This window comes from Luteolibacter algae (assembly GCF_042683045.1).
GTDB classification, from domain to species: Bacteria; Verrucomicrobiota; Verrucomicrobiia; order Verrucomicrobiales; family Akkermansiaceae; genus Luteolibacter; species Luteolibacter algae.
Genome location: NZ_JBHUIT010000008.1, coordinates 169105 through 191676 on the forward strand (window position 1 = coordinate 169105; position 22572 = coordinate 191676).

The 22572-nt window shown below is 52.4% G+C and carries 20 protein-coding genes; 12 read left to right on the forward strand and 8 right to left on the reverse strand.

The genetic code is table 11. The annotated features are described in order from the left end of the window. Nucleotide 1: 1 nt before the first annotated feature. Nucleotides 2–781 carry a M90 family metallopeptidase gene (locus ACFSSA_RS07535; protein WP_386819815.1) on the reverse strand — a complete coding sequence of 260 codons (780 nt, stop codon included), beginning with the start codon at nucleotides 779–781 and terminating at the stop codon, nucleotides 2–4. A 36-nt stretch (nucleotides 782–817) separates the two neighbouring features. Then, on the reverse strand, nucleotides 818–3115 hold the full coding sequence (locus ACFSSA_RS07540; protein WP_386819816.1) for a DUF7133 domain-containing protein: 2298 nt from the start codon (nucleotides 3113–3115) through the stop codon (nucleotides 818–820). A gap of 148 nt (nucleotides 3116–3263) precedes the next feature. Between ACFSSA_RS07540 and ACFSSA_RS07545 the strand changes: the two genes are divergently transcribed. Beyond that, on the forward strand, nucleotides 3264–3983 hold the full coding sequence (locus tag ACFSSA_RS07545; protein ID WP_386819817.1) for a superoxide dismutase: 720 nt from the start codon (nucleotides 3264–3266) through the stop codon (nucleotides 3981–3983). Nucleotides 3984–4054: 71 nt separating this feature from the next. Here ACFSSA_RS07545 and nusB read toward each other — a convergent pair whose 3' ends face one another. Both nusB and ribH read right to left on the reverse strand, forming a co-directional pair. After that, nucleotides 4055–4960 (reverse strand): transcription antitermination factor NusB, encoded by a 906-nt coding sequence (gene nusB / locus ACFSSA_RS07550; protein WP_386819818.1) that lies wholly within the window; start codon nucleotides 4958–4960, stop codon nucleotides 4055–4057. A 4-nt stretch (nucleotides 4961–4964) separates the two neighbouring features. Beyond that, the gene (ribH, locus tag ACFSSA_RS07555; RefSeq protein WP_386819819.1) at nucleotides 4965–5471 is read right to left on the reverse strand and encodes a 6,7-dimethyl-8-ribityllumazine synthase; all 507 of its coding nucleotides are present in this window, start codon (nucleotides 5469–5471) and stop codon (nucleotides 4965–4967) included. Nucleotides 5472–5654: 183 nt separating this feature from the next. Between ribH and ACFSSA_RS07560 the strand changes: the two genes are divergently transcribed. The 6 genes from ACFSSA_RS07560 (at nucleotide 5655) to ACFSSA_RS07585 (ending at nucleotide 10474) form a co-directional block, all read left to right on the forward strand. Then, nucleotides 5655–6080 carry a DUF6941 family protein gene (locus ACFSSA_RS07560; protein ID WP_386819820.1) on the forward strand — a complete coding sequence of 142 codons (426 nt, stop codon included), beginning with the start codon at nucleotides 5655–5657 and terminating at the stop codon, nucleotides 6078–6080. Between the two features lie 104 nt (nucleotides 6081–6184). Then, on the forward strand, nucleotides 6185–6985 hold the full coding sequence (locus tag ACFSSA_RS07565) for an SDR family NAD(P)-dependent oxidoreductase (protein WP_386819821.1): 801 nt from the start codon (nucleotides 6185–6187) through the stop codon (nucleotides 6983–6985). A gap of 54 nt (nucleotides 6986–7039) precedes the next feature. Beyond that, entirely contained in the window at nucleotides 7040–7726 is a 687-nt protein-coding gene (locus ACFSSA_RS07570; RefSeq protein ID WP_386819822.1) for a peptidoglycan recognition protein family protein, read from the forward strand. Then, on the forward strand, nucleotides 7723–8118 hold the full coding sequence (locus ACFSSA_RS07575) for a YkgJ family cysteine cluster protein (protein ID WP_386819823.1): 396 nt from the start codon (nucleotides 7723–7725) through the stop codon (nucleotides 8116–8118). The genes ACFSSA_RS07570 and ACFSSA_RS07575 overlap by 4 nt, the downstream gene beginning before the upstream one ends. 109 nt (nucleotides 8119–8227) lie before the next feature. After that, the gene (locus tag ACFSSA_RS07580) at nucleotides 8228–9814 is read left to right on the forward strand and encodes a glycogen synthase (RefSeq protein ID WP_386819824.1); all 1587 of its coding nucleotides are present in this window, start codon (nucleotides 8228–8230) and stop codon (nucleotides 9812–9814) included. A 57-nt stretch (nucleotides 9815–9871) separates the two neighbouring features. Then, nucleotides 9872–10474 carry a flavin reductase family protein gene (locus tag ACFSSA_RS07585; RefSeq protein WP_386819825.1) on the forward strand — a complete coding sequence of 201 codons (603 nt, stop codon included), beginning with the start codon at nucleotides 9872–9874 and terminating at the stop codon, nucleotides 10472–10474. On the opposite strand, the gene ACFSSA_RS07590 is transcribed toward ACFSSA_RS07585, so the two are convergent. The 4 genes from ACFSSA_RS07590 to ACFSSA_RS07605 are packed head-to-tail and all read right to left on the reverse strand — an operon-like array spanning nucleotide 10475 to nucleotide 15930. Next, nucleotides 10475–11437: a hypothetical protein gene (locus tag ACFSSA_RS07590; protein ID WP_386819826.1), complete on the reverse strand. Its 963-nt coding sequence runs from the start codon at nucleotides 11435–11437 to the stop codon at nucleotides 10475–10477. Between the two features lie 54 nt (nucleotides 11438–11491). Beyond that, nucleotides 11492–13567, reverse strand: coding sequence for a transglutaminase-like domain-containing protein (locus ACFSSA_RS07595; RefSeq protein ID WP_386819827.1), 2076 nt, complete (start codon nucleotides 13565–13567; stop codon nucleotides 11492–11494). A gap of 19 nt (nucleotides 13568–13586) precedes the next feature. Further along, a complete protein-coding gene (locus ACFSSA_RS07600) occupies nucleotides 13587–14945 on the reverse strand; it encodes a DUF58 domain-containing protein (protein WP_386819828.1) in 1359 nt (452 codons plus the stop codon). A gap of 49 nt (nucleotides 14946–14994) precedes the next feature. Then, entirely contained in the window at nucleotides 14995–15930 is a 936-nt protein-coding gene (locus tag ACFSSA_RS07605; RefSeq protein WP_386819829.1) for an AAA family ATPase, read from the reverse strand. 137 nt (nucleotides 15931–16067) lie between these two features. Between ACFSSA_RS07605 and ACFSSA_RS07610 the strand changes: the two genes are divergently transcribed. The 5 genes from ACFSSA_RS07610 to ACFSSA_RS07630 all read left to right on the forward strand — a co-directional run bounded on the left by ACFSSA_RS07610 (nucleotide 16068) and on the right by ACFSSA_RS07630 (nucleotide 22475). Then, a complete protein-coding gene (locus tag ACFSSA_RS07610) occupies nucleotides 16068–16592 on the forward strand; it encodes a cob(I)yrinic acid a,c-diamide adenosyltransferase (RefSeq protein ID WP_386819830.1) in 525 nt (174 codons plus the stop codon). A gap of 123 nt (nucleotides 16593–16715) precedes the next feature. Beyond that, nucleotides 16716–18719, forward strand: a complete 2004-nt coding sequence (locus tag ACFSSA_RS07615) for a sulfatase-like hydrolase/transferase (RefSeq protein WP_386819831.1) — start codon at nucleotides 16716–16718, stop codon at nucleotides 18717–18719. 384 nt (nucleotides 18720–19103) lie between these two features. Beyond that, nucleotides 19104–20111: an ABC transporter substrate-binding protein gene (locus ACFSSA_RS07620; RefSeq protein ID WP_386819832.1), complete on the forward strand. Its 1008-nt coding sequence runs from the start codon at nucleotides 19104–19106 to the stop codon at nucleotides 20109–20111. 79 nt (nucleotides 20112–20190) lie between these two features. Beyond that, nucleotides 20191–21582, forward strand: coding sequence for an ABC transporter permease (locus ACFSSA_RS07625; RefSeq protein ID WP_386819833.1), 1392 nt, complete (start codon nucleotides 20191–20193; stop codon nucleotides 21580–21582). Next, on the forward strand, nucleotides 21579–22475 hold the full coding sequence (locus ACFSSA_RS07630; protein WP_386819834.1) for an ABC transporter ATP-binding protein: 897 nt from the start codon (nucleotides 21579–21581) through the stop codon (nucleotides 22473–22475). Before ACFSSA_RS07625 ends, ACFSSA_RS07630 begins: the two co-directional genes overlap by 4 nt. The last annotated feature ends 97 nt before the right edge of the window (nucleotides 22476–22572 follow it).

The following is a 22572-nucleotide window of genomic DNA, read 5'->3' on the forward strand; positions in this document are numbered from 1 at the left end:
GCTATTGATTGAACCAAATTGCCGGATCAAGTCCGTAGAACTCCCTGAGCTTTTCATAAAGTTCGGGGCGTTTTTTTTGCAGCTGGCGTGGTTTTTCAAAGAAAGTTTCAGTCACAACAGCGAAAAACTCGGCGGGATTGGTTGCGCCGTATTCATCAATCAGGGTTCGCTTACCGCGCTCCAGCTGATCGAGGAAATCGGTGTAATTTTTGGAGAAAACCCGTGCCCAGGAACGATAGGCAGCGGTATTCGGTAGGCCTGGGGCTCCATCCGTAGCGCCGTCTTCATGATCCAGCTGATGGGCGAACTCGTGGAAAGTCACATTATGACCGTCGAAGATATTGAGGGCACCCTGCCTTACGGAATCCCATGCGAGGATGACCGTGCCATCTTCCCACGATTCGCCAAGCCGATGGATTTCATCTTCGGTTATGATTCCGGATTCGTCGCGGCTTTTTTGAATGGAGCTGAAGGTGCTGGGGTAGATCAGCACGGTCCGGAGTTCCGGATAGGGATTTCCCTCACGGTTTAGCACCAGCAAACATGCCTGTGCCGCAACGACCAGGATCATCTCGAGCGTTAGCTCCAGATTTCCGCAGGCCTCAATGCGGGTGGAATCGATAAAATCCACCATTCGCTCGCGCAGGCGACTCTGAAGTGCCTCCGGTAGCTTCGAATAAAGTGGCAATTTCGCTTCCAGCACTGCCAGCCATTCATCCTCGAAGACCAGGTGAGGAGTCGGTTGGGATGCGAAGAAAGATTTAAGTTTCTGCCATATCATCGGCGGCAATATGGCAGCTACAGTAAGACGATGTCTCTATTTTAATGTTTGTTCCGTGTAGGGGCGTCCGGACTGGTCTGCGGTTTTTTTCCTCAGGCGTTTTACGAAATCCGAGGTCACGGGAGGCGCTTCATTTGACCAGGCGTTACGCACATAGGTCATGATATCGGCAATTTTGGCATCGGTGAATGTGGGATTACTGCTTAAAGCCGGCATTTCCGCAGTGGTTTCGTATTTGATCCCATTCACAGTGATCGGGCCGGTGATTCCGTGGAGAAGAATTTTACCCAGGATATCAGGGGAGCCCGTTACCCATTCGGACTCGTCAAGCGGTGGACCGAGGTTGATCAATCCGGAGCCGTCGGGACCGTGACATGCGAAACAGGCGGCTTCACCCTGGAAAAGTGCCTTTCCACGTTTAAAGGAAGCGAGCTTCTTGCCCTTCAACGCTTCTCCGTGGTCCGTGGCCTTTTTCATCGAGGATTGTTTGATCCAGTCGATAAGCTTTTGATCTGTAAGCTTATCACCGAGAGCTGCTGTGAAATCCGCCTCCCGCTTCGGGATCCCGGAAAATGCCGCCGCGCTCACAAAATCGGACTTCGATTGGTTCACAAGCTCGTTGATCCTTTCATACGCTTCTTTTGTGGCGAGGGGACCGAGGGCGCGGGTGAGGTAGACGGTTTGCTCGACGTTTAGGGGTGATAGATCCAAGAGCTTGGAGGCAAGTTTGGAGCGCTCCGATTCATCGAGCGTGGTAGATGCCCAAAGCGCAGAGCAAATCACTTTCGAATCCTTGGAAGCAAGGGCTGCCTCAATTGGACCTGCGGTCAACCTACCCATGCCTTCCAACGTCCACAATGCATGGATCTGACCGAGGGGTTGGCTAGAGTTTGACGCAAGCTTCTCCAGAAGTTCGATTGTTTGGTCATCGGCTTCCCGACTTCCAAGGACCCTTTGAGCCATATCCCGGTGCCATCCGTTAGCGTGGGATAGGAAGTTTACCAGCTCTGGAGAGGAGAGCATATCCATATCCGGCACGCTCTCGAGATTACCCTTTTCATGGCGAATCCGGTAAATGCGCCCGTTGCCCAAGGCCGGTTTATCCAGGCCACGGTCGAGGTATTGCTTTCTGAGGTAGGAAGTCACATAGGTTTTATGCTGGATAATTCCGTGATAGAAATCGAGGAGGTAAACCGATCCATCCGGAGCATTGTAAATGTTTACCGGGCGGAAACGTTCATCGGTAGAGGCCAGCCACTCTTTGTTTTTATAAGTGTGCTCACCGACAAACTTGGTGCCCTTTTCGGTGATATTCATAGCCTTGACCAGATTCACCGAGGATTCGGTGGTCAGTCCTCTGCCTTTCCATTCTTCCGGATAATTTGTGCCACGGTAGATGACCATACCAGCAGCCGCTGTGCAGGTCTTGAGCTTGAAAGTCTTGGGATCCAGCGAATCACTATCGTAGCCGTTTGATTTCTGGATGTAGCCCCGGTTGACTCCTGGGGTGACACGAATCGGATAAACCGCGTTGGAGCCGATACTGCTGGCGTCGCTGATTTTTGTATTCACCGATCCATTGCCCGAAAGCAGATTGGGCGCGAAAAAATCCCCGAGGAGGAACTGCGAGTTATGATCGTAAAAAATGCGACCGTAGTCATCAAATGTCACCCCCCATTGGCCGCGGAAGGCCGTGTTTTCCGCCACCCATTTACCATCGATCCGGCGGATACGCTGGGAGGACTTCGTATTATAGAGCCAGTTATCCATACCACGGACGAGTCCATTCGCCTTGTGCTCCACGTTTCCTTTGCCGACGAAGTTCTTAACTACAATTTCGGCCGTTCCGATGGGTTTCAAACCATCGCGCTTGATGAAACGAAGTTCTTTTTCGTCGGCAAATAGAATGCCGTCCGGATATACGGCAATAGCTCGGGGCAGTAGTAGTTCTTCCAGGAAAATAGTGCTCTTATCGGCTTTTCCATCCTGATCGGTATCTTCCAGGACCGTGATTCTGCCAATCGGCTTGTCCTCTCCAGTGCCATCGATATCCGGCATATATCCTCGCATTTCTACGACCCACAGGCGGCCGGCGGGATCGTAGTCAAGCGCGACAGGCTTATCGATCATCGGTTCCGTTGCAAATGGCTCAATGACGAAACCTTCCGCAAGCTGAAAGGACTCGAGAGCTGCCTCGGGCGAAAGGACCGGAGCCGGAGGGATCAATTCCTTTGGCACGACAGGCTCCATATTGTCGTGGCCTTCGCGGTTGCCATTTTGCGCCCAAAGCGCGGGTGCAATTGCGAGAAAAGTCAGGAGGGTTCTAGAAATCATGATCGAAGAGGGAAATTGCGAGAAAATCGAATAAATTAGACTTACGTCGTAGCGCCGGGATTCTTTATCAGATATTTTTACATGGAAACATTTTTTTCATGAGATTGAATGTTGCGATTTCAGGCAGATGGGGAATGCTCGTAACACTATGTTTGAAAGACGCAGTTTCTTGAAAGTTGGAGCCTTGGCGGCTGGTGGTTTACTGGTATCAAATGCATCTGGAAACGCCGCCGAAGAGGGCGCGGGATTCAAGCTGCCGGATCTGGGCTACGGATTCGACGCACTGGAGCCGCATATTGATCGGGAGACCATGGAGATTCATCATGGTAAGCACCATGCGGGATATGTGGCCAAGCTGAACGCAGCGGTGGAAGGCGATGCCGGTTTGAAAGGAAAATCCCTGGAAGAACTGGTCGGCAACCTCAAGGGCATTGATGACGAAGCGGTAATGACTGCAGTGCGGAACAATGGAGGAGGACATTGGAATCACTCGTTTTTCTGGAAATCACTTACGCCCGCAGCAAAGAGCGGAAAACCATCCGAGGCGCTCGCAAAGGCGATCAATGCGGATTTTGGTTCGCTCGAGAAAATGAAGGAGGCTTTCGAGGCTGCGGCCGGCACCCGATTCGGATCCGGCTGGGCGTGGTTGATCCAGAAAGACGGAAAGCTTAAGATCACAAGCACTCCAAATCAGGATAACCCACTCATGAAGGGTGTCGTCCCGGATGAAGAGACCGGCACGCCATTGCTTGGGCTGGATGTCTGGGAGCACGCCTATTACCTGAAATATCAGAATAAGCGTGCCGATTACGCGAAGGCGTTCTGGAGCGTGATCGATTGGGAAGCGGTTTCCGGAAGACTTGTCTGAAATTGGCGCGCGAACCTGCCGCGGGACGGTAGATTTGGCTTATAAAGCGGGATCATGTGGAGCCGGGGAACTTACTGTTCCGGCTTCACGCTGATTCCGCTTTTTGCAACCTGATCCAGCATACCATTGACAAAACGACGTGAGTCTGTGGTGCCGAATCGTTTCGCCAGCTCAATAGCCTCGTTGATTGCTGCCTTTGGCGGGATATCTGTGAAAAGAATTTCGTAAGTTCCGAGCCGAAGGATCGCGCGGTCCACCGGATTGATACGCTCCGGGGTATAGTTTTCGACAATTTCGGCCAGCTTTTCGTCAATCTTGGCTTTCGCCAAAAGAATGGCATCCACCAGCTGATCTGTCTCCGTGCGGAGCTCGATAATCTCGGATTTCGATTGCCGTAGTTTGGAAAGATCTGCCTGCTCCGGGAATTTTTCCGGATGCTCGACCATGCGGAGACGATCCGAAATGCGCTCCAGGCGGCGTATCGATGCGGCAACGCCTTCCAGATGAGCCTTCATGGATGGAAAGTCCTCCACACCTTTCAGGAATTGCCTGCGATTGAACGCAAGATCCTCCTCGGTTTTGAAAAGCTGGGCGAGGGCTGTTTTGAACTCCTCCGCCACATCCGCGTCTTCCCCATCCTTGGGAATGCGCTCGAGGCGGGTAAACGCAAGACTCCAGGAAGATTCCAGCGCGAGAAGGCACGTCAGAAGTGTTTTCAGCTGCTCTGCCTGGGGAAATGCGGAGAGGTGGGCGGTGGCGGTTTCAGAGCGTTCGATGAATTCCGCGAGTCTGTCTTTTCGCCCGTGGGCAAGGTGGTGGACGGTGCGGAAAGTCGCGACCAAAAGGTTCCTGCGATCAGTTTCTGTGAGAAATTCCCAAAATGGCTCCCGCAGAGCGGAAGGTTCGGCTCCGCCTTCCAGATCGGAGCAATAGAGGAATTGGATGGTTGCTTCCCTGATTTGCCTGCGGCTTGGCATTGTCTTATTTGGTTTTCTTTTTATCAGGGTTAGGCATGGACTTTTCGATCTCCGCGAAGACATCGACCATACCCGCGGCAGCGCGTGCGGCCTCGCGACCGCGGTTCATCGTTGCGGCGATGCAACGTGAGTAGGCTTGTTTTTCGTCTTCGACGAGAAGGACCTCATGAATTACCGGAACCACATGCTCTACGGCAAGCTGCTGGAGAGAATCTGTCACGGAACTACCAATAAGATCCGCATGGTGGGTGTCCCCACGGATGACCAGTCCAAGAGCCAACACGCAGTTGGTCTCCTTGCGGGCAAGGACAGCGGCCACAGCTACCGGAATTTCGAATGCGCCAGGAACGCGAATCACATCAATCCTCGCCATGGGCATGAGTTCGGTAAGCTCCTCAATGGCGTTTTCGACAAGCGCATCGGTGAACTTTTCGTTGTATTTTGAAGCGACGATACAGACTCGGGCCTTTTGGCCGATGATCCGTGGCTTAGGTTGCAACGCAGTAGACATGACTTGGCTATGGAGGTATCGGGAAAAAATGTCAACTGGCGCAGGCGGAATATTCCGAGTTTCTGCATGATAGGGTCCCTCGGGCGGTTTGGGCTTTACCCAAAAGGCATGGGCGATAAACAAGGGTGTGTCCGGCCGTATGAGGCCGATACAGATATAATTCAAAATATTACCCTATCCAAAATGGACATTCAAATTGCAACACTTTGTGACTTCGCTTCCGACTACAATGGCAAGCTGGTCATTTCCGGAACTTTCGATACTCTCGCTGCCCGTGCCCTCCCTGTCATTCATCCTGCTTGCGCCCTCGCGCTGCGGATTTGCTTTACCCAGGAAGATGTCGGCCGCCACAAGCTCTCGATCAACATCATCAATGAAGACGGCGAATCCCTCGATCCGCAGAATATGCCGATTGAACCTGAGTTCGAGGTGCAACTTCCCAAGAACATCCCGTTCAATACCCGTAACATCGTGATGAACCTCCAGGGCCTCAGATTTCCCGAAGATGGTATTTACTCCATTGATATCGGCTGCGATGGAGAAGTTCTTGTCCGCCTCCCGCTGCGCATTGTTAAGGTGAATCCGGAAGGACCGCCGCAAATGGCGTGATTCCCAGCCAACTATCAATTGAAATGATGCTCTCTTGTTCACAGGAGGGCATTTTTTTTGCAAACATCAGTTGCGAAACCAGCTGAGTCACGTTTGATGGTGGTATGGAAAGATATTATTCATGCGCACTGATTACCGGTGCGTCATCGGGGTTGGGTGAGGAGTTTGTAAAGCAACTTGCCGGTAGGGTGGATAAAATGGTTTTGGTTTCACGCAGAGTCGGGCGCTTGGATCAAATTGCAGGAGCCCTACGCGAATCCCATCCGGGAATGGCGGTTCTTGTCCATGCCGCGGATTTGGCGAAGGCTGAGGAGAGAAGGGAGCTGGCGCAAAAGCTCGGAGAGGTCGGATTTACGCCGGATCTTTTGATCAATAACGCGGGTCTGGGCGATTATGGGGAGTTTCTCACAGCTGACTGGAACACGGTGGAGGCAATGCTGAAAGTCAACGTGGAGGCGTTGACACACTTGAGCCACCTGTTTGCTCCCGAGATGGCGCGGCGAGGAGCTGGCGCTATCCTCAATGTCTCATCGCTGGCCAGCACGTTGCCGATTCCGGACTTCGCGGTTTATGCTGCGACAAAAGCGTATGTGAGCAGTTTTACGGAAGCTCTGAGGATAGAGCTGCAGGAGGAGGGTGTGATCGTGATGTCCCTGTGTCCCGGGCCGGTGAAAACGGGCTTTGGCGAGACGGCAAGACGTGAGGGGAATTCTGAGGGAATGCCATCCCACGCACTGTTCTATGTTCCGAAAGAGCAGGTGGTGGCAGAAGGGCTGCGCGGCTTGGACCAGGGGCGGGCCAGAGTTTTTCCAGGGCTCAAAATCGCTGTGGCGGGGCTATTGATCAGCGCCATACCACTGGTCGTTTTAAGAATGGTTATGGGGTGTCGTCCACGCAGAAGCTGAGATTGGTAAAACAGTTTCCTTCACAAAAAAATCCTCATCCTATACTGTTCAGGCGTGCGAAAACTATTACCTGCCACATTTCTTTCTCTTCTGGCTTTGTCATTGGTCCAATGCACCCCGATCGGGCCACCGACGGGCATCGCGGCACAAACCAAAGGCAAAATATCGAGTTCCGCATTGATGCGGGAAGTCCGCCTCAAAGTCGATATGGTGCCAAAAGGAACGCATGGGCGCAAGGTGGTGCGGCCTATGAAACCGCGTTACATCACGATTCACAGCACCCAGAATTTCACCGCTGGAGCGGAACGTCACTCGCTCGCACTCAAGCGCGGCGCACTGCGCTCCCCGAAAAGAAGGGGCGGGAACCGCATCGGATATCTTATTTGGCATTTCACCGTGGACGAGAAGCTCGCCATCCAGCACATGCCCACTTCCGAACAAGGGGAGCATGCTGACTTTGACGGGCCGGGAAACCGATACTCGATCGGAATCGAGATGTGCGAGGAAAGAGGCTCCAACAAGACGGCCACGATCGAAAGAACTGCCAAGCTAGCTGCAGTGCTAATGAAAAAACATGGGATTCCCTTGAAGAACGTGGTGCCACATTATCACTGGCCGAGACGGGGCAAAACTCCTGCCAATAAAAACTGCCCGCACTTTCTCCTGGATAACGGAAGGCCCGGTAAGAAATGGCGTTGGTTCCAGGCGAAGGTGAATTACTATTATCAACGTTTGGAATGAGTGGACCTACAGGAAAAGAAGCATCGTTCGGGAGTCCTGGGAATGATCATACGGTTCTTGAGCCGGGGATCAACTATGTGTGCCAGCGGTGCACGGCATGTTGCAAATGGCCGGGAGATGTCCGCATCGACGATGCAGATGTCACGAAGATCTCCAAATATCTTGGGATGGATGAACTGGATTTTCTGGGACAATACACCCGGCTGAGAACCAACCGGCAAGGGTTGTCGTTGCTGGAAAAGACAAATCACGAATGTATTATGCTAGAGGGAAATGCCTGTCGCATCCACGAGGTCAAGCCCAGCCAGTGCGCAGGATTTCCCAATAAATGGAATTTCCCGAATTGGCGCGATTTCTGCGAGGCAATTCCTGTTCCTGTAAGCACGATCTAGAGGCTGAAAAAAGCGCTCCAAAGTAAGATAGAAGTGGCCAGAACATACGTGATATGTCAAAAAAGATAGAGATAGATTACTATCGTCATTTTCCAACCCAGCCCACCCCATGGCCAAAAAAAACAACTCAGAAAACCCCCGGATTTTAATCGTAACGCCCGAAATTACCTACCTGCCCTCTGGAATGGGGAACATGGCTCAGCGCATGTCTGCAAAGGCTGGAGGAATGGCGGATGTTTCAGCTTCACTTGTCTCCGCGCTATTCAATCTTGGTGCGGATGTGCATGTCGCGATGCCTAATTATCGCAAGCTATTTCAAGGGGATGTGTTCAATCTCCATGAAAAGGAGCTGAAGAAGTATCACGAGGTCCTGCCGGAGGATCATATCCATCTGGCGGAGGACAGGATCTTCTACTACAGGGATCGTGTTTATAGCAGTCATTCGGATGAGGCGATGCGGATTGCAATGGTTTTTCAACGCGAAGTGATCAATCACATCGTTCCAAAAGCCCGGCCGGATTTGATCCATTGCAATGACTGGATGACTGCCCTGATCCCGGCAATGGCGAAACGCCGTGGGATTAAAAGTCTTTTCACTGTCCATAATATCCATACCAGACAGGCCTGTCTCTCACAGGCTGAGGACATCGGCATTGATGCCGCCGAGTTCTGGATGAATCTTTATTTTGCCGAAAATCCCGGAAATTATGATCACGCCCGTTCCCATGTGCCGGTGGATCTTCTGACTTCTGGTATCTTCGCATCACATTTCATCAATACCGTTAGCCCGCGCTTCCTCTGGGAGATCGTGGAAGGATGGCATTCGGTGGTGCCTTGGTCGGTGCGGCAGGAAATCCGTAACAAATATCATGCGGGCTGTGCCTCTGGCATTTTAAACGCACCGGATGCTTCATACAGCCCCAAAACAGACAATTCATTGGTGCGGAACTACGGCCCTTCCGATTTTTGGGATGCGAAACGTGCCAATAAGGAAGCTTTCCAACGAGAAATGGGCCTGGAGGCGAATCTTGATGCTCCTTTATTCTTCTGGCCTTCACGTCTGGACCCCATGCAAAAGGGGCCTCAGCTGGTTACGGATATTCTTTATCAGATGGTTTCTGACTACTGGGAAAGAGGAGTTCAGATCGCTGTGGTGGCAAACGGTCCACACGAAATCTATTTCAAGCAAATCATCGAAGAGTTCGAGCTGGGAAGCCGGGTGGCAATTGTGGATTTCAATGAACGGCTCTCCCGTCTGGGATATGCGGCGTCTGATTTTATGCTGATGCCTTCGCTGTTCGAGCCGTGTGGTTTGCCCCAAATGACAGCACCTATTTATGGCACTCTGCCCGTGGTTCACGGCACAGGTGGACTATACGATACCATCCGGCCAATGGATGTTAAGAACGCTTCCGGGAATGGCTTCCGTTTCAACGATTATGATCCGAATGCACTGCGCTGGGCGGTGGATCAAGCCATGGAATTCTACTCGCTCCCTTATGAGGCCAAGGAACCCCAGATCCGTCGTGTGATGGAACAAAGTGTCAAAGAGTTCAGCCATGAAGAGGTGGCGAGAAAATACATTGAGATCTACGAGGAAATGCTTGCCCGGCCATTGGTCGACGACTTACCGGGTGACGCGGCAACCAACCACGGATTGTCGGAGCCGGACTACTCGTTCCTTCCTGGATCGTGAAGAAGGCAAGGGGACAAGCAGCTTGTAAAGGGATGATCTGGCTCTACGCTCTAGAGCATGGAACTGGATCTTCTCGGTAAGCATGCGGATAGGGCGTATCCTATATTGGCATCGTTGGTCACACCGCGCCCCATTGCCTGGGTTACAACACTTAATGCTGATGGGAGCGTGAATGCTGCACCATTTTCTTTTTTCAATGTTTTCGGGGCGAACCCGCCGCTCGTCATCTTTGCTCCCGGCGATCGCGATGATGGTTCTCCGAAAGATTCGGCTATGAATAGCAAATGTGAAGGGGAGTTTGTCGTCAATATCGTCAGTGAAGAACAGGCAGAAACAATGGTGCGGACTGCTGCATCTCTCCCTTATGGTAGTAGCGAAATCGAAGTGGAAGAGATCGAAGTCCTACCATCTTCTCTAGTTAAAGCCCCCCGTATCGCCGCCGCTCCCGCTGCCCTCGAGTGCAAGCTACACTCGATTCAGGAGATAGGTAGCAATCGTCTGGTGATGGGCATCGTCCACAGAGTCCACATCAAGGACGAATTTTTTGATGCGGAAGCACTTCGTGTCCGGGGCGAAAAATTTCATCCAGTCGGCCGCATGTCGGTGCCGGATTGGTATTGCAGAACCGGAGATCTTTTTCAATTGATCCGGCCGGCTTGATCAAGGCGCGGATTCTTCGGACTTGGGGGCGGCAGGGACGGGCGTCTTTTTCGGTGAATCCGCAGCTAGCATGGTGGTCAATTCCGATGCCCATTTCGGAGCCGATTCATGGACGATATTTTTCTCGATATGTTCCAGCATGCGGACAGCGGCTCCACGTTCATCACCGGCTTTGAATTGATCGACCTCCGATTCCCACTGAAGGTCGGGAAGTACTTCCAGGATGAATTTATCGTATTCCGGTGTGTGCTCTCCGGATTTGAGCTTTTCTTCGGGTTTCAGTGTCCAATAATCTGCAAAAGCGGCTTCCATCTGCATACGTTTTGTCCAACTTGCGCGCAGTGCGCTGATTCGATCGCTACGGCGTAGCGGGGGAAGGATCACTTGATCGAAAACTTGCTTTAGTGCTGCGGGGGCCACAGGCCACTTTTCCGCCTTGAATCCATTGAGATCATAGGCGCGAGCAAAAACGCTTTCGGTCACTCCCTGTTGAAGCGTTCTGCGGTATTTCCCAAGGTCTTCTGCGTCGGCATAGATCGCATCCATCACCTTGCTTGCTTCCATGGATAAAACGTCCATATCCGCATCTTCGGAAGTTGATTCCAGAGTAAGCACCAACCAACGCAATTGTAATCTAAGTGCTGATTTGAAGTCGTTATCAGTGAGACGATCGGCGTTTTTACGTTTCCATTCACGAAAGTCACCGGACTTTTTGTTCATCTCATCGAAGCTGACCATTTCTTCACATCTGAGGTATAGCTCGAGAGCAGCATCATTGCTGCTCATGGCAGCCTTGTATGCCGAAAGGGCAGCCTTGTAGCGGGAATCGACCTTCGAGTTTGCTGCTTCGTGAATCTGTTCCAACTTTTCCAAAAGCGCTTCACGATCGACCTGGGTCAATATATCCGCGGATGCAATAGGAGCTGCCAAAGCAAGAAGGATGGCCGAAAATTGGGTTTTCATTTCGATAGGAATATCCGTTGTTAAGATTTACGCCAAGAAAGATTATGACTAAGTCTACTTGGTTGACTTAGGGTTCTTTGCATCTTTTATAAATCTTTCCAGCTCGGTGGCTAACTTTTCCAAACGCCATAGGGCTTCGGTGGAAGCGGGCGCTGGATCGAACCGGATTTGTTGGTGCAGGGCAACCGCCTCGGCGAGTTTTTCGGATGGGACGGGTGTGGGCAGTTTCAGCAACCATTCCGGATAACTTTCACCCGGGAGTCTGGCAGGAAGTAGTCTGCGGGCGCGTTTTTCCAGACTGTGCAGCGGCGTGACAATGCCTCTATCCGATGGCTGCCATATGGAATTTTTTTCCTTCAGGATCAGCTTGGAGCGCCAGAGTCTCAGTACGACGAAACCCATCACGGACAGCCCGAGCGTCCACATCACGATTGTTGCACGGAGCCGGTTTTCAGGTTGGTTTCTCCAAATGAAAAAATCTTCCCTGAAGCGCTGAAATCCATCTGTGAGCCAGCGTGATTCGGTCCCCCCGCTGGTCTCAACCGTAAGCCACAGGGGAGGAGTAGGATCGAAGTCCACCCATTCCTTCCGGGATTCGTTCCACACCCGCGTCCACGCATGGGCGTGGATCCCGCGGATAACATACTGGTTCCTGGCAATGTCCCGCTCCTGCACGGAGTAGCCTACGCAATAGCGGGAAGGCACGCCGGAAGCGCGTAGCAGAAGTGTGGCTGCCGTAGCGAAATACTCGCAATGACCGCGTTTGCTGGTCGTAAGGAAAGTTTCTATGGCGGAAGGGCGATCCTGATAATTCCGCGCCCGGTGAATCGTCAGATACTTTGTATATTGAAATTCCCGCGTGAACCATTGCCGCAATCTGGCGATTTTTGATTGGGCATCCGGAAGGTCGTTGAGGCCGATTTCCTCGACGATATCTTGAATCCCAGGGCTCTCAAAATCATCTACCGCCAGATCCTGTTCCCACGGCGGCGAATCGGGGGATTCGGAATCGTTCCACCGCACATTTCCCGCGATAATCGATTTTTTTGGGTAGATAACCACTGTCCCCAAGGGGTTGATTTCCGGGGTATCCATGTCGAAGTTCTGTAATGTCGAGGCATTACCGGGAAGAGGGAGCGGGTCTTCCGTCTGGGCCCTGCCACGGATCTGGAAACTGGGCAGAGCGGACCGGAGGTTGCTTTGAAGCATCTCCCTGCGGAGCATGAAAAATGGCTCTCCCTCTTCAAGCGCTAGCGCGGAAAGTTCCCTGAAATCGTCTTCACCGCTGATTTCGGCCTCGGGAATTTCATTTTTCCAGATTGTTCCCTTGTATCGGTTATAGGTCGTGAGACGTAATAATCGAGGGGGAGACTGGCCTTCGGCAGGAATGATCCGCCAATGCATTTCATTGGATTGCTTCAGCTGGCCGAGGGAACCGATGGCAGTCTTGTTCACCGTAGGGTTGGCGCTGGGATAGGCTCCGTTTTCGATGGATCGATTAGTCATCCATTTATAGAGCTTATTGAGGCCGATCTGCCCTGAGATACCGATCAGGCTTGCTGTAAAAACGATCACGACCAGTGCGAAAATACGGACCTTTACCCGCGAGAAAATTAGCCAACCCACCAGGATGACCAGGGCAGGGAAAAAGAACTTCCGGCCAGCGAAAACCCCTAGGGCCGATGCCGTGATTGTGCAGAGAAAGTAGAGGTTTCCGAAGTTGAACTGGATCACGGAATTTTCCAAACCTAGCTGCTGGTTTCTGCGGCGGTGCAGATCCGAGAAAAAGGAAAAGCTATTGAGCGCCATGGAATTGTTCAATCCATAGCTCTGGACAAACTGGAGCGGCAGAAGAAGAACCGGGAACCAAACCATCAGTTTTGGCAACGCCGTGTAGCGATCTCCGTCCAGCCAGATCAGAGCACCGGTAACGATCGTCAGAAGCATGGTGATTTTCCAGGCTCTGGAGCATCCCCGTTCACCGAAATTCCAGCGGAAACCCACCCAATTCGCTCCTTCGATGAATAGAGCGATGATCAATCCCAGGAAGCCATGATCCGTCATTGCTCCCCAGAAAAGCAAAGTGGCACCGAGCAATAGTCTCGGCGGAGGTAGAATGACTTTTTCCATAGAAGATCCCTGGTAGCAATTATATCGCAGCAGATAGTTCGCCGGGCAAGCGTAAGAGATCCCGCTCAACTTCGCCGGACTCCAACCAATACCCGATCAAGCCCTCCGGCGCGGGACCTGTCCCTATCACCAGCGGCACGGATACGACACCTGACTTCAGAAGCTTTTTCACAAAGTCCGCCCGCTGCTCGTCCCATCCATTGAGGACCAAAAGGCAGGATGTCATCTGTTCGCGGTGGCGAATGATCGTTTCAGATAAAATTTCGAATCGCGTGATTGTTTCGATCTTCACTCCGGCGAGCACTTCGAGGAGTTTTTCCGCCCGTTCCATTCCACGCCCTGCGGTGACGGTGTGAGCCTTTTCCGCGATGAACATCAGATCCAGAAGCGATTCGCTGTGATCCAGGCCAACGATAAAAGAAGATGCCACAGAAACCATTTCCTCAAAGACCGTGCTGTCCGGAGATCCCGCAAACGTGTCCAGAACCAATGCATACCGGGGGTAAAAATTGTCCTCGAGCTCCTTTACCATTGGCTTTCCGGTGTGTGCCCAGCTTTTCCAATGGATCAGGCGTAAGGAATCGCCGGGTCGATATTCGCGCAGTCCGACGAATTCTCCGGAGTTTCCAATCGCGTTACTGGTTTCTTCCCCACCAATGCGAAACGCCGCAGATCCAGGCATCCGCAGTGGCGGAAGACGATAGCGTTTCGGCAGGACGACGAGACGGGCGGGGGAGGTGGGGACCTTCCTGCATTTTTGAAAAAAGCCCAGGGGATCCGGCAAAAGCACGCGCAGATCGTGCATGGGAAAGACACCGCGCTGCTGGGGCAGGAGAGATAGCGCCAGGCGTTGTGTTTCGCCACGGCGGAGATCGATGAGATCTTTGCTTTCGTAGCTGATGAAACCGTGTTTCCGGGACATCAGCCACTGCCATCGATAATAAGCCATTGTGCGATCGAAGGCGTTGCGGGAATGTTCCTCCGGTTCGGGGATTTGGGCGAATTCCTCCAGCGAAGGGCGGGCGTCCGGCTGGGTCTGCAGGAGTCTTGCGCCCTTCAACCGGCGGCTTCTCAGGTTTTTCAATGTGACGGTATAACGTAAGGCCTCGCCGACTGTCGCATGCCTGGGCAGCTCATACATCGCACTTAATTTCGCATTCCGGAAAATCACCCACAGTAGGCTGATGAAGGCGAGCCCAAAGGAAAAGCAGAACATCTGATAGATGGCATTGCGGTGCTGGCCGATACTCATAAAGGCGGCAAAGATCACTGTGAGGATGATTGCTATCCCGGCCGGCCGTATTCGACGGGAAAACCAGTGCTGCACTGCATCGCCACGGTAATACGTCCAGTGCAGATAACGGAATCTGGTTTCCATCCTTTTCATCAGATAAGTCGTGATATTTTCAAGATGTCCGGAGTGCTGGTTAAACCGGAACAGTGGTCTTCTCGAGAATGTCTTCAACGATCATTCTCGCGTTGAGCCCGGAGTATTTTGACTCGGGAGCCAGCACCAGCCGGTGGGCAATGACATCGACGGCAACGGATTGGATTACCTCCGGAGTCACGAATTCCCTACCTTCAAAGAGAGAAATCACCTGCGAAATTTTCATCAGTGAGAGCGATGCGCGGGGACTTGCCGCGAGCTGAACCTCTGGAATTCCCCGCGTCCCTGCGACCAACGCGACCGCGTATTGGCGAAGCTCCGCGCTGAAGCGAATCTTCCGGGATGCGGCGGAGATTTCCAATATTTCCTCCCTTGATAGGACGGGACGAAGTGAATGCACCGGATGGCTCTCCGCTTGATCGGCGAGGATTCCGGCCTCTTGCTCCGCACTTACATAGCCCAGGCCGCATTGCATCGCGAAACGATCCATCTGGGCTTCTGGAAGTGGGTAGGTGCCCCGGAACTCGACGGGATTCTGCGTGGCAATGACGAAAAATAAGCCGTCCAAATCGTAGCAAACGCCTTCCACCGTTACCTGCCGCTCGCCCATCGCCTCCAACAAGGCGCTCTGGGTGCGCGGAGAGGCGCGGTTGATCTCATCCGCCAGCAAGATATCGGTGAAAACAGGACCATGATGGAACCGGAATTCCTGGGTGCGGGGATCCAGAACCGATACGCCTAGAATATCGGATGGCAGCAAGTCCGGAGTGAACTGGACACGTTTGAAATCCGCTCCCGAAATGGATTTCGCAATCGCCTTCGCCAAAGTGGTTTTTCCCGTTCCCGGATAATCTTCCAGAAGGACATGACCCCCTGCGAACATACATGAGAGCACTTTTCTAACCGTTGCTTCCTGCCCACGCACCACAGCACATACCGCCTGTTCCAACCGATTCGCCAATTCCGTTTCTCTCATGTTTATCGGGATAGACTCCACCTTATTTGCCGTGGATTCAATGCACATCTTCGAAAGATGTCGTTTCAGCGAAATAAAGTCCCGAGGCACTTTGAATCGCTATTTACTCCGCACTTCACAGCTTTCATCCTGCGGGTATGAGTATTATCACACAACGCGGAGATGACGGCCAAACCGATCTGATGTTTGGCCATAGGATTGCCAAAACTTCTCTGCGATTCATTGCACTGGGCACTATCGATGAACTGAACGCGGCCATCGGCCTGGCAAGGGCTTCAGATGGTGAGGGCAAACATACGGAGATCCTGGATCGGGTGCAGAACCTGCTTTTCGCACTCATGGGTCAGCTGGCATGTCTGCCCGGGGATCAGCAGAAATATCTGGAGAAAGGATACTCGAGCGTTACTGAAGCAGATCTCTTGTGGCTGACAGAAACCGCACATCATCTGGAGGAAAACGGAGTGAAATACACTCATTGGGCGGTGCCGGGTGCCGAAGGATCGCTGGCGCGAGCCCATCTCGATTTCGCCCGCACTGTAACGCGCCGCGCAGAGCGTTATGTTCTCGCTTTGCATGAGGATGGAGGCGAAGTCCCATCGGTGGTCCGCATTTTTCTGAATCGTCTGTCAGATCTTATGTGGATCCTGGCCCGCAGCCACTGATTGATCCTGTATATTCCAAAAAAATTGTAAAATGTCTGACAATATCCGCGTTCTAGTAGCTCCCAGCCTGGTGGCCCGGGCTGATATGTCCGATACCTGAGACACCTTTACCCATTAATAGAAATGAAGATTCCTTCTGTAGCATTGTCTGCCCTGTTCCCGTTGATCCTGGGCCTTGGAGCCATGCACTCGCGGGCGATGAGCGAGCGCCCGAATGTTATCCTGATCGTTGCCGATGACATTAGCGCCCGGGAATTTCCTTTCTATGGCTCCAGTAAATGGTCTGACGGGCGGCGTGCGAGAACACCGATGATGGATCGGTTGGCGAAGGAAGGTTGCTTTGTGGAGACAATGTGGGCGGCTACGATCTGTAAACCAAGCCGGGTGAGTCTACTAACCGGAACTTATGCGCATCAGAATAAATACTGGGACAACGGACATATCGGTGTCGATTGCAGGACAACCTACAGTGCCTACGAGAGTGCGCCGATCACACTTGGCAACATGAGTAGGGACGCGGGATACGCGAATCTTTGGGTTTCCAAGAACCACGTTTCGAGTGGTGGGGATGTCCTTAGTATGGGTTTCAACGAAGCGGTTTTTAATCCCGGCGAACCTGCGCGCCACCCGGCATGGAATCCTTTTGGCACACCAGATAAGAATCCGTATCCTCTTTTCCGGACATCGGATCCCAAGGACTGGGATCATGAGTCATTCTTTTTCTGGCCGGAAATGCAGTTGATCAATCATCCGGATCATCCTTCGGAGCCATTCAAGTTCGAGAAAACCAAAATCAACGATTACGCGCCGGATTTGGAAATGCAGCACGTTTTCAATTTTATCGATCGCTCCAGAACTGCGGAAAAACCATTCTTTGTGCTGCACACCCCGCATCTCGGTCATTTGGCAAAGGACTCTTCCGATCCCGAGTTCAAGACTGTATGGCCCGGGACACCGGTTATTGAGTGGAAAGATGGTGGCTATGTCCGCAAGGAGCCAAAATTCATCAAGCGTGCGGACGGCGGTTATGACAAAGTCAATATCACACCCAATGGGCTGGCATACCATATCGAGTATCTCGATTACCAGATTTGGCAGTATGTCACGAGGCTCGAAGAGCTGGGCGAATTGGAGAATACCGTGATCATTTTCAGCGCTGATAACGGCACCCAGGATAACGCTGGAAGATATGGCAAAGGAAAAGTGATCAGTCAGCAGGGGCAGCATGTGCCATTGCTTATCTATGCACCCGGGGTCAACGGCTTCGTAAAAGGGCGCCAGGCGATCTGCTCGGATTTCACTGATATTCTTCCCACGCTTGCAGAGATCATGCACTTCGAGTTCCCGGCAGATTATGAAAAGCTGGACGGAAAAAGCCTCTGGCCCTACCTCACGGGAAAGACTGATCAACACCGCGACTACATCTATTCGATGCGTCTGGAAGCACAGATGATACGGAATAACAAAGTCATGCGCGATGGCTATGGCACGTGGTATGACGTCAATAAACGTGCGGGAGACTATAACAGCTTTGCGACCTTGGACTCTCTTCCGGAAGGCGAATACAAAAACGTTCTATTGGCGGAAAAGGCGAAGCTCGAGCCCGAGCTAGCCAAATACAATCTCTACGATGTGGATTCGGAAGCTCCCTTGCCGCCAGCGGATGCGGACGGTGATGGAATCGCGGATTGGTTCGAGGAAAAATTTGGCAGGATGGATCCTGACGCTGATGACGATGGGGACGGTGTTAGCAATTACCTGGAGTATATTCATGGCGGGGATCCTTCGGATCCAGAACTGCCCGGTGAACAGCAGTTGCCGCATGTTATTGAAATCGCGGACGCCCAAGGAGAATACCTGGCCCTAGAGTTTGAACGTCTGAAAGAGCTCGGACCGGACTACTGGTTCGTAATCGAAGGCTCTTCCGATGGTATGGAATGGACCACGGATGGTGTCGTCCAGCAGCATACTGTTCGCTCCCTCGGGAAACAGACAGAGCGCGTTATCGCACGGATAGCCGCTGACAAGCACCGGGCTCTTTTAAAAGAACTCCGGCTGACAGTGCACAAACCGATCAAGCGCAAGCCGCGGAAGTTTGTTCATCTGCTAAAAAAGGCTGGGAAATAAGCTCAAACGGCACTCCTTCCGGAAAGGCACTGATTCATGCGAATCAGTGCCTTTTCAGTGTGGATTCGAGGTTCCAATCTGCTGCCGGCATGACTCCGGCTTACTCTCTGGAGGAAAAGTTCCTGCAACGGGTAATTCATCCAGTTGGAACGCTGTTTTCCGGATGGGAAGAGTGGATGGCCAAAAAAAGCCGTGAATCCGTGGCTACGTGTATGGCTGAAAATCAATAGATTGTGCGGAAAAGTCGCTCCAGCCTGCGTTGTCGGGCCTGGTTTTTCCAAGAGTATGGATGTGGCACGACTGATGCTTAGATTCGTATGAAGGTTTTTAATTTTGTTCACACTGAGCGGGAGACTGGAGCCTGAAAAATACGACTCAAGACTTATGAAATACACGACGAAAAATCTTATGCGAGGTCTGTTCACAGCTCTCATATCAGGAATCATGGTGAAAGCACAGGTGGGGGCGGAGCCTCTGAAAATCGCTTACTCGGATTGGCCAGGCTGGATTGCCTGGGAAATCGGCATCCAGAAGGGGTGGTTCAAGGAGGCCGGCGTGGATGTGGAATTTGCCTGGATGGATTACGTGGAATCCATGGATGCCTATGTGGCCGGTAAAGTTGATGCCGTCACCATGACCAACGGAGACGCACTGGTCACCGGCGGGACGGGAAAGCCATCTGTGGCAATCATCATCAATGATTATTCCAATGGAAACGATATGATTGTCGGCGCGCCCGGGATCGATTCATTGAAGGATCTCAAAGGGAAAAAAATCGGTCTTGAGGAAGGTTTCGTAGAGCATTTGTTGCTATTGAAAGGTTTGGAGAAGCTTGGGATGAGTCCGGATGATGTCACCATCGTGAACACACCCACCAATGAGACTCCTCAAGTGCTGCAGGCAAAAGCCGTGGACGCGATCGGTGCATGGCAGCCGAATTCCGGACAAGCTCTGAAAGCTCTGCCGGGCTCCAAACCGATCTTCTCCTCAGCTGATGTTCCGGGGATCATCTACGATGTCCTGGCGGTCTCTCCCGAAAGCCTCGATACCAGAAAGGCGGATTGGGCAAAAGTCGTGACAGTGTGGTATAAAATTTCCGACTTCATCAGGGATGAGGAGAATCTGGACGAGACCCTGGAAATTCTGTCCGGCCGGGTGGGTGTGAAACCGGAGGAATACGAGCACTTCCTCAAAGGCACTTATATTCTCAGTCTTGAAGAAGCACTCGAGCGCTGGGAAGACAAAGAGGGTCTTGGCTCGATCTATGGTTCCACGAGGATTGCCAATGAGTTCAACCTCAAGTTCGAGGTATACGACAAATCCCAGGATGCAGCAAAATACCTCGATCCATCGCTGACGAAAGCCTTCGCCGCTTCCCAAAAGTCCGAGTGATCCCCTGAAACAGGGCGGGAGAGCACCTGGACTCTCTCCCGCCTTTCCCTCTCCGCATTCATCCCGAATCAACACCTCTATGCCTTCGAAACGTATTTTCTCCGAGTGGTTCCGCATCCGGCGTGAACTTCCGCAAGGGAAACGAATGATACTGACGATCATTTCATTCTGTTTTCCTGCGATTCTATGGTGCGTGGTTTCCTACGTGCCATGGATTTGGCACCCGGATATGAAAATTACGGTAGCTGCATCGCGGGATGACGTTGCGACGGTCTTCACTGCCGGAGATCATGTCAGCAAGGAATACTTTCCCAAATATGTGGAAGACATCCGGACCGAGAATGCGGAGTTGAAGGAAGGTTCGAAACGGAAGAATCAGAAGCTCCTTCGCCAACTTTCACCCTTGGCGATCGAGGCTGGATGGATTGCTGCCGATGAGGCACAGAATGATGAAAAAATCTACCTGCTATGGCAGGATCTGGCCACCGGGAAACGGAAACTTCCAGCTCTCAACGAAGAAAATCTCGAAATCATCCGCGCAAACTGGGCGAAACTTTCGGCAACTTCTCCGACGTTTTCCTATAAGGCCCTGCCGGATGAGCCGTTGCTAAAACTTATCCCACAGGGAAAGCCAGCGAATCCCTCCTACCTCCCGGCTCCTGACGAGGTTTTAAAAACCGGCTGGAAGAGCTTCACCACGCCGCCGCGCAATGAAGGTGCAACGATGGGTGAGCGATATAGGAGTTCCCTGAGTATCATTTTCCGCGGCTTTCTATGGGCCTGTCTAGTCGGCGTTCCGGTTGGGATTTTATGTGGGACCTACAGTTTTTTCTCCAATCTGTTCGAGCCATTCACTGACTTTTTCCGCTACATGCCGGCTCCGACTTTCAGCACATTGCTTGTAGCGGTTCTATTGGCGGACGATGCTCCAAAAATTGCCCTGGTGTTCATCGGCACGCTTCCGCACATGATTCTGATGATCTCCAAAACCACACGATTACTAGATCCATCGTTGTTGGAGGCCGCACAGACACTGGGGGCAAAGCCCGGCCAGATGATTGGGCGGGTGGTTCTCCCCGGGATTATGCCCAATCTTTACAACGATCTGCGGATACTTCTCGGGTGGGCATGGACGTGGCTGGTGATCGCAGAGCTAATCGGCGTGAAAAGCGGTCTGACCGAGGTCATTGAGACACAAGGGCGCTTCCGGAATTTCGATCAGGTTTTTCCAGTCATTATTCTCATCGGGATCACAGGATTTGTCACAGATCAGATCCTCGCATGGCTGCACGGCATTCTTTTCCCATGGGCAGGCACCTCCGGCAGAATTTCCAGGGCAGTGGCAAGTTTCGTCACATGGCCGGTGCGGACGGTTGCCCAAGGTGCCCGGGAAAGAGTCCTGGCAGACGAGCTCGAGCGGGAAGCAAGATACATAAATTTTAACACGGAAAATCCAACGACAAAACCATGAGCAACATAACAACCATACCCTCGTATCTCGATCAGTCCCCGGAAGTTGCGGCTCGTTTTGGGAGGCTTGTGGAGCGTCCTGTCGCTCTGGAAGTCAAAGGTCTGACCAAACGTTTCGAGTCCACCCGGGGAATCGTCACCGCGCTGGATGATGTTTCATTCTCTGTTCACAAGCGTGAATTCACTTGTGTGATCGGGCCGTCAGGCTGTGGAAAGTCCACTCTGGTGAGAATCCTTGCAGGTCTGGAGACTCCGACTTCCGGCGAGGTGCTGGTGGAAGGTAAGCCTGTTTCAGGACCTGGTCCGGACCGGGGAATGGTTTTCCAGGGCTATACGTTGTTTCCCTGGCTTTCGGTGAAGGAGAACGTGATGTTCGGTCCGACAGTTTCCGGAACTTCCTCGGTGGCTGCGGAGCGGGAGGCGCGACAATGGATCGAACTCGTCGGATTGAGTAAATTTGAGAATGCATATCCGCATCAGCTTTCCGGTGGGATGAAACAACGGGTGGCAATCGCCCGTGCCCTGGCAAACCAACCGCGCGTGCTTTTCATGGATGAGCCCTTTGGCGCTCTTGACGCGCAGACCCGCGCGGAGATGCAGGCATACCTTCTGGAGATCTGGAAGAACGTGGATATCACAGTTGTCTTCATCACCCACGATCTGGATGAGGCGGTTTTCCTCTCTGATAGGATCCTGGTCCTCGACGCAAATCCCGGACGTGTCCGGGAGGTTGTGGAAGTGCCCGTGCCGCGCCCTCGTTCGAATCAACAGGTCTTCGATCCGACCTTTGTAGCTACCAGAAAACACATTGAGCACCTTATTCATCCGCCGGGACGCGAGCAGAAGGAAGCACCGGTATTACGTTTGGCGAAGCCGGATCCTGATGTGATCTGAGCCCTGCCAAAACGGAATAGATCTCCAGCGGGAGAATTACACACATTTCTAAACTACGATTTCCCCCGTAGCAGGGAGAATTGCTGCATAATCGAAT

Bases quoted from the DNA above. Each gene is read 5' to 3' on its own strand.
- ACFSSA_RS07575 (WP_386819823.1), top strand. From the start codon at position 7,723: ATGAGTGGACCTACAGGAAAAGAAGCATCGTTCGGGAGTCCTGGGAAT.
- ACFSSA_RS07590 (WP_386819826.1), bottom strand. From the start codon at position 11,437: ATGAAAACCCAATTTTCGGCCATCCTTCTTGCTTTGGCAGCTCCTATT.
- ACFSSA_RS07585 (WP_386819825.1), top strand. From the start codon at position 9,872: ATGGAACTGGATCTTCTCGGTAAGCATGCGGATAGGGCGTATCCTATA.
- ACFSSA_RS07545 (WP_386819817.1), top strand. From the start codon at position 3,264: ATGTTTGAAAGACGCAGTTTCTTGAAAGTTGGAGCCTTGGCGGCTGGT.
- ACFSSA_RS07565 (WP_386819821.1), top strand. From the start codon at position 6,185: ATGGAAAGATATTATTCATGCGCACTGATTACCGGTGCGTCATCGGGG.
- ACFSSA_RS07595 (WP_386819827.1), bottom strand. From the start codon at position 13,567: ATGGAAAAAGTCATTCTACCTCCGCCGAGACTATTGCTCGGTGCCACT.
- nusB (WP_386819818.1), bottom strand. From the start codon at position 4,960: ATGCCAAGCCGCAGGCAAATCAGGGAAGCAACCATCCAATTCCTCTAT.
- ACFSSA_RS07610 (WP_386819830.1), top strand. From the start codon at position 16,068: ATGAGTATTATCACACAACGCGGAGATGACGGCCAAACCGATCTGATG.
- ACFSSA_RS07560 (WP_386819820.1), top strand. From the start codon at position 5,655: ATGGACATTCAAATTGCAACACTTTGTGACTTCGCTTCCGACTACAAT.
- ACFSSA_RS07580 (WP_386819824.1), top strand. From the start codon at position 8,228: ATGGCCAAAAAAAACAACTCAGAAAACCCCCGGATTTTAATCGTAACG.
- ACFSSA_RS07630 (WP_386819834.1), top strand. From the start codon at position 21,579: ATGAGCAACATAACAACCATACCCTCGTATCTCGATCAGTCCCCGGAA.
- ribH (WP_386819819.1), bottom strand. From the start codon at position 5,471: ATGTCTACTGCGTTGCAACCTAAGCCACGGATCATCGGCCAAAAGGCC.
- ACFSSA_RS07615 (WP_386819831.1), top strand. From the start codon at position 16,716: ATGAAGATTCCTTCTGTAGCATTGTCTGCCCTGTTCCCGTTGATCCTG.
- ACFSSA_RS07600 (WP_386819828.1), bottom strand. From the start codon at position 14,945: ATGGAAACCAGATTCCGTTATCTGCACTGGACGTATTACCGTGGCGAT.
- ACFSSA_RS07620 (WP_386819832.1), top strand. From the start codon at position 19,104: ATGAAATACACGACGAAAAATCTTATGCGAGGTCTGTTCACAGCTCTC.
- ACFSSA_RS07540 (WP_386819816.1), bottom strand. From the start codon at position 3,115: ATGATTTCTAGAACCCTCCTGACTTTTCTCGCAATTGCACCCGCGCTT.
- ACFSSA_RS07625 (WP_386819833.1), top strand. From the start codon at position 20,191: ATGCCTTCGAAACGTATTTTCTCCGAGTGGTTCCGCATCCGGCGTGAA.
- ACFSSA_RS07535 (WP_386819815.1), bottom strand. From the start codon at position 781: ATGATATGGCAGAAACTTAAATCTTTCTTCGCATCCCAACCGACTCCT.
- ACFSSA_RS07605 (WP_386819829.1), bottom strand. From the start codon at position 15,930: ATGAGAGAAACGGAATTGGCGAATCGGTTGGAACAGGCGGTATGTGCT.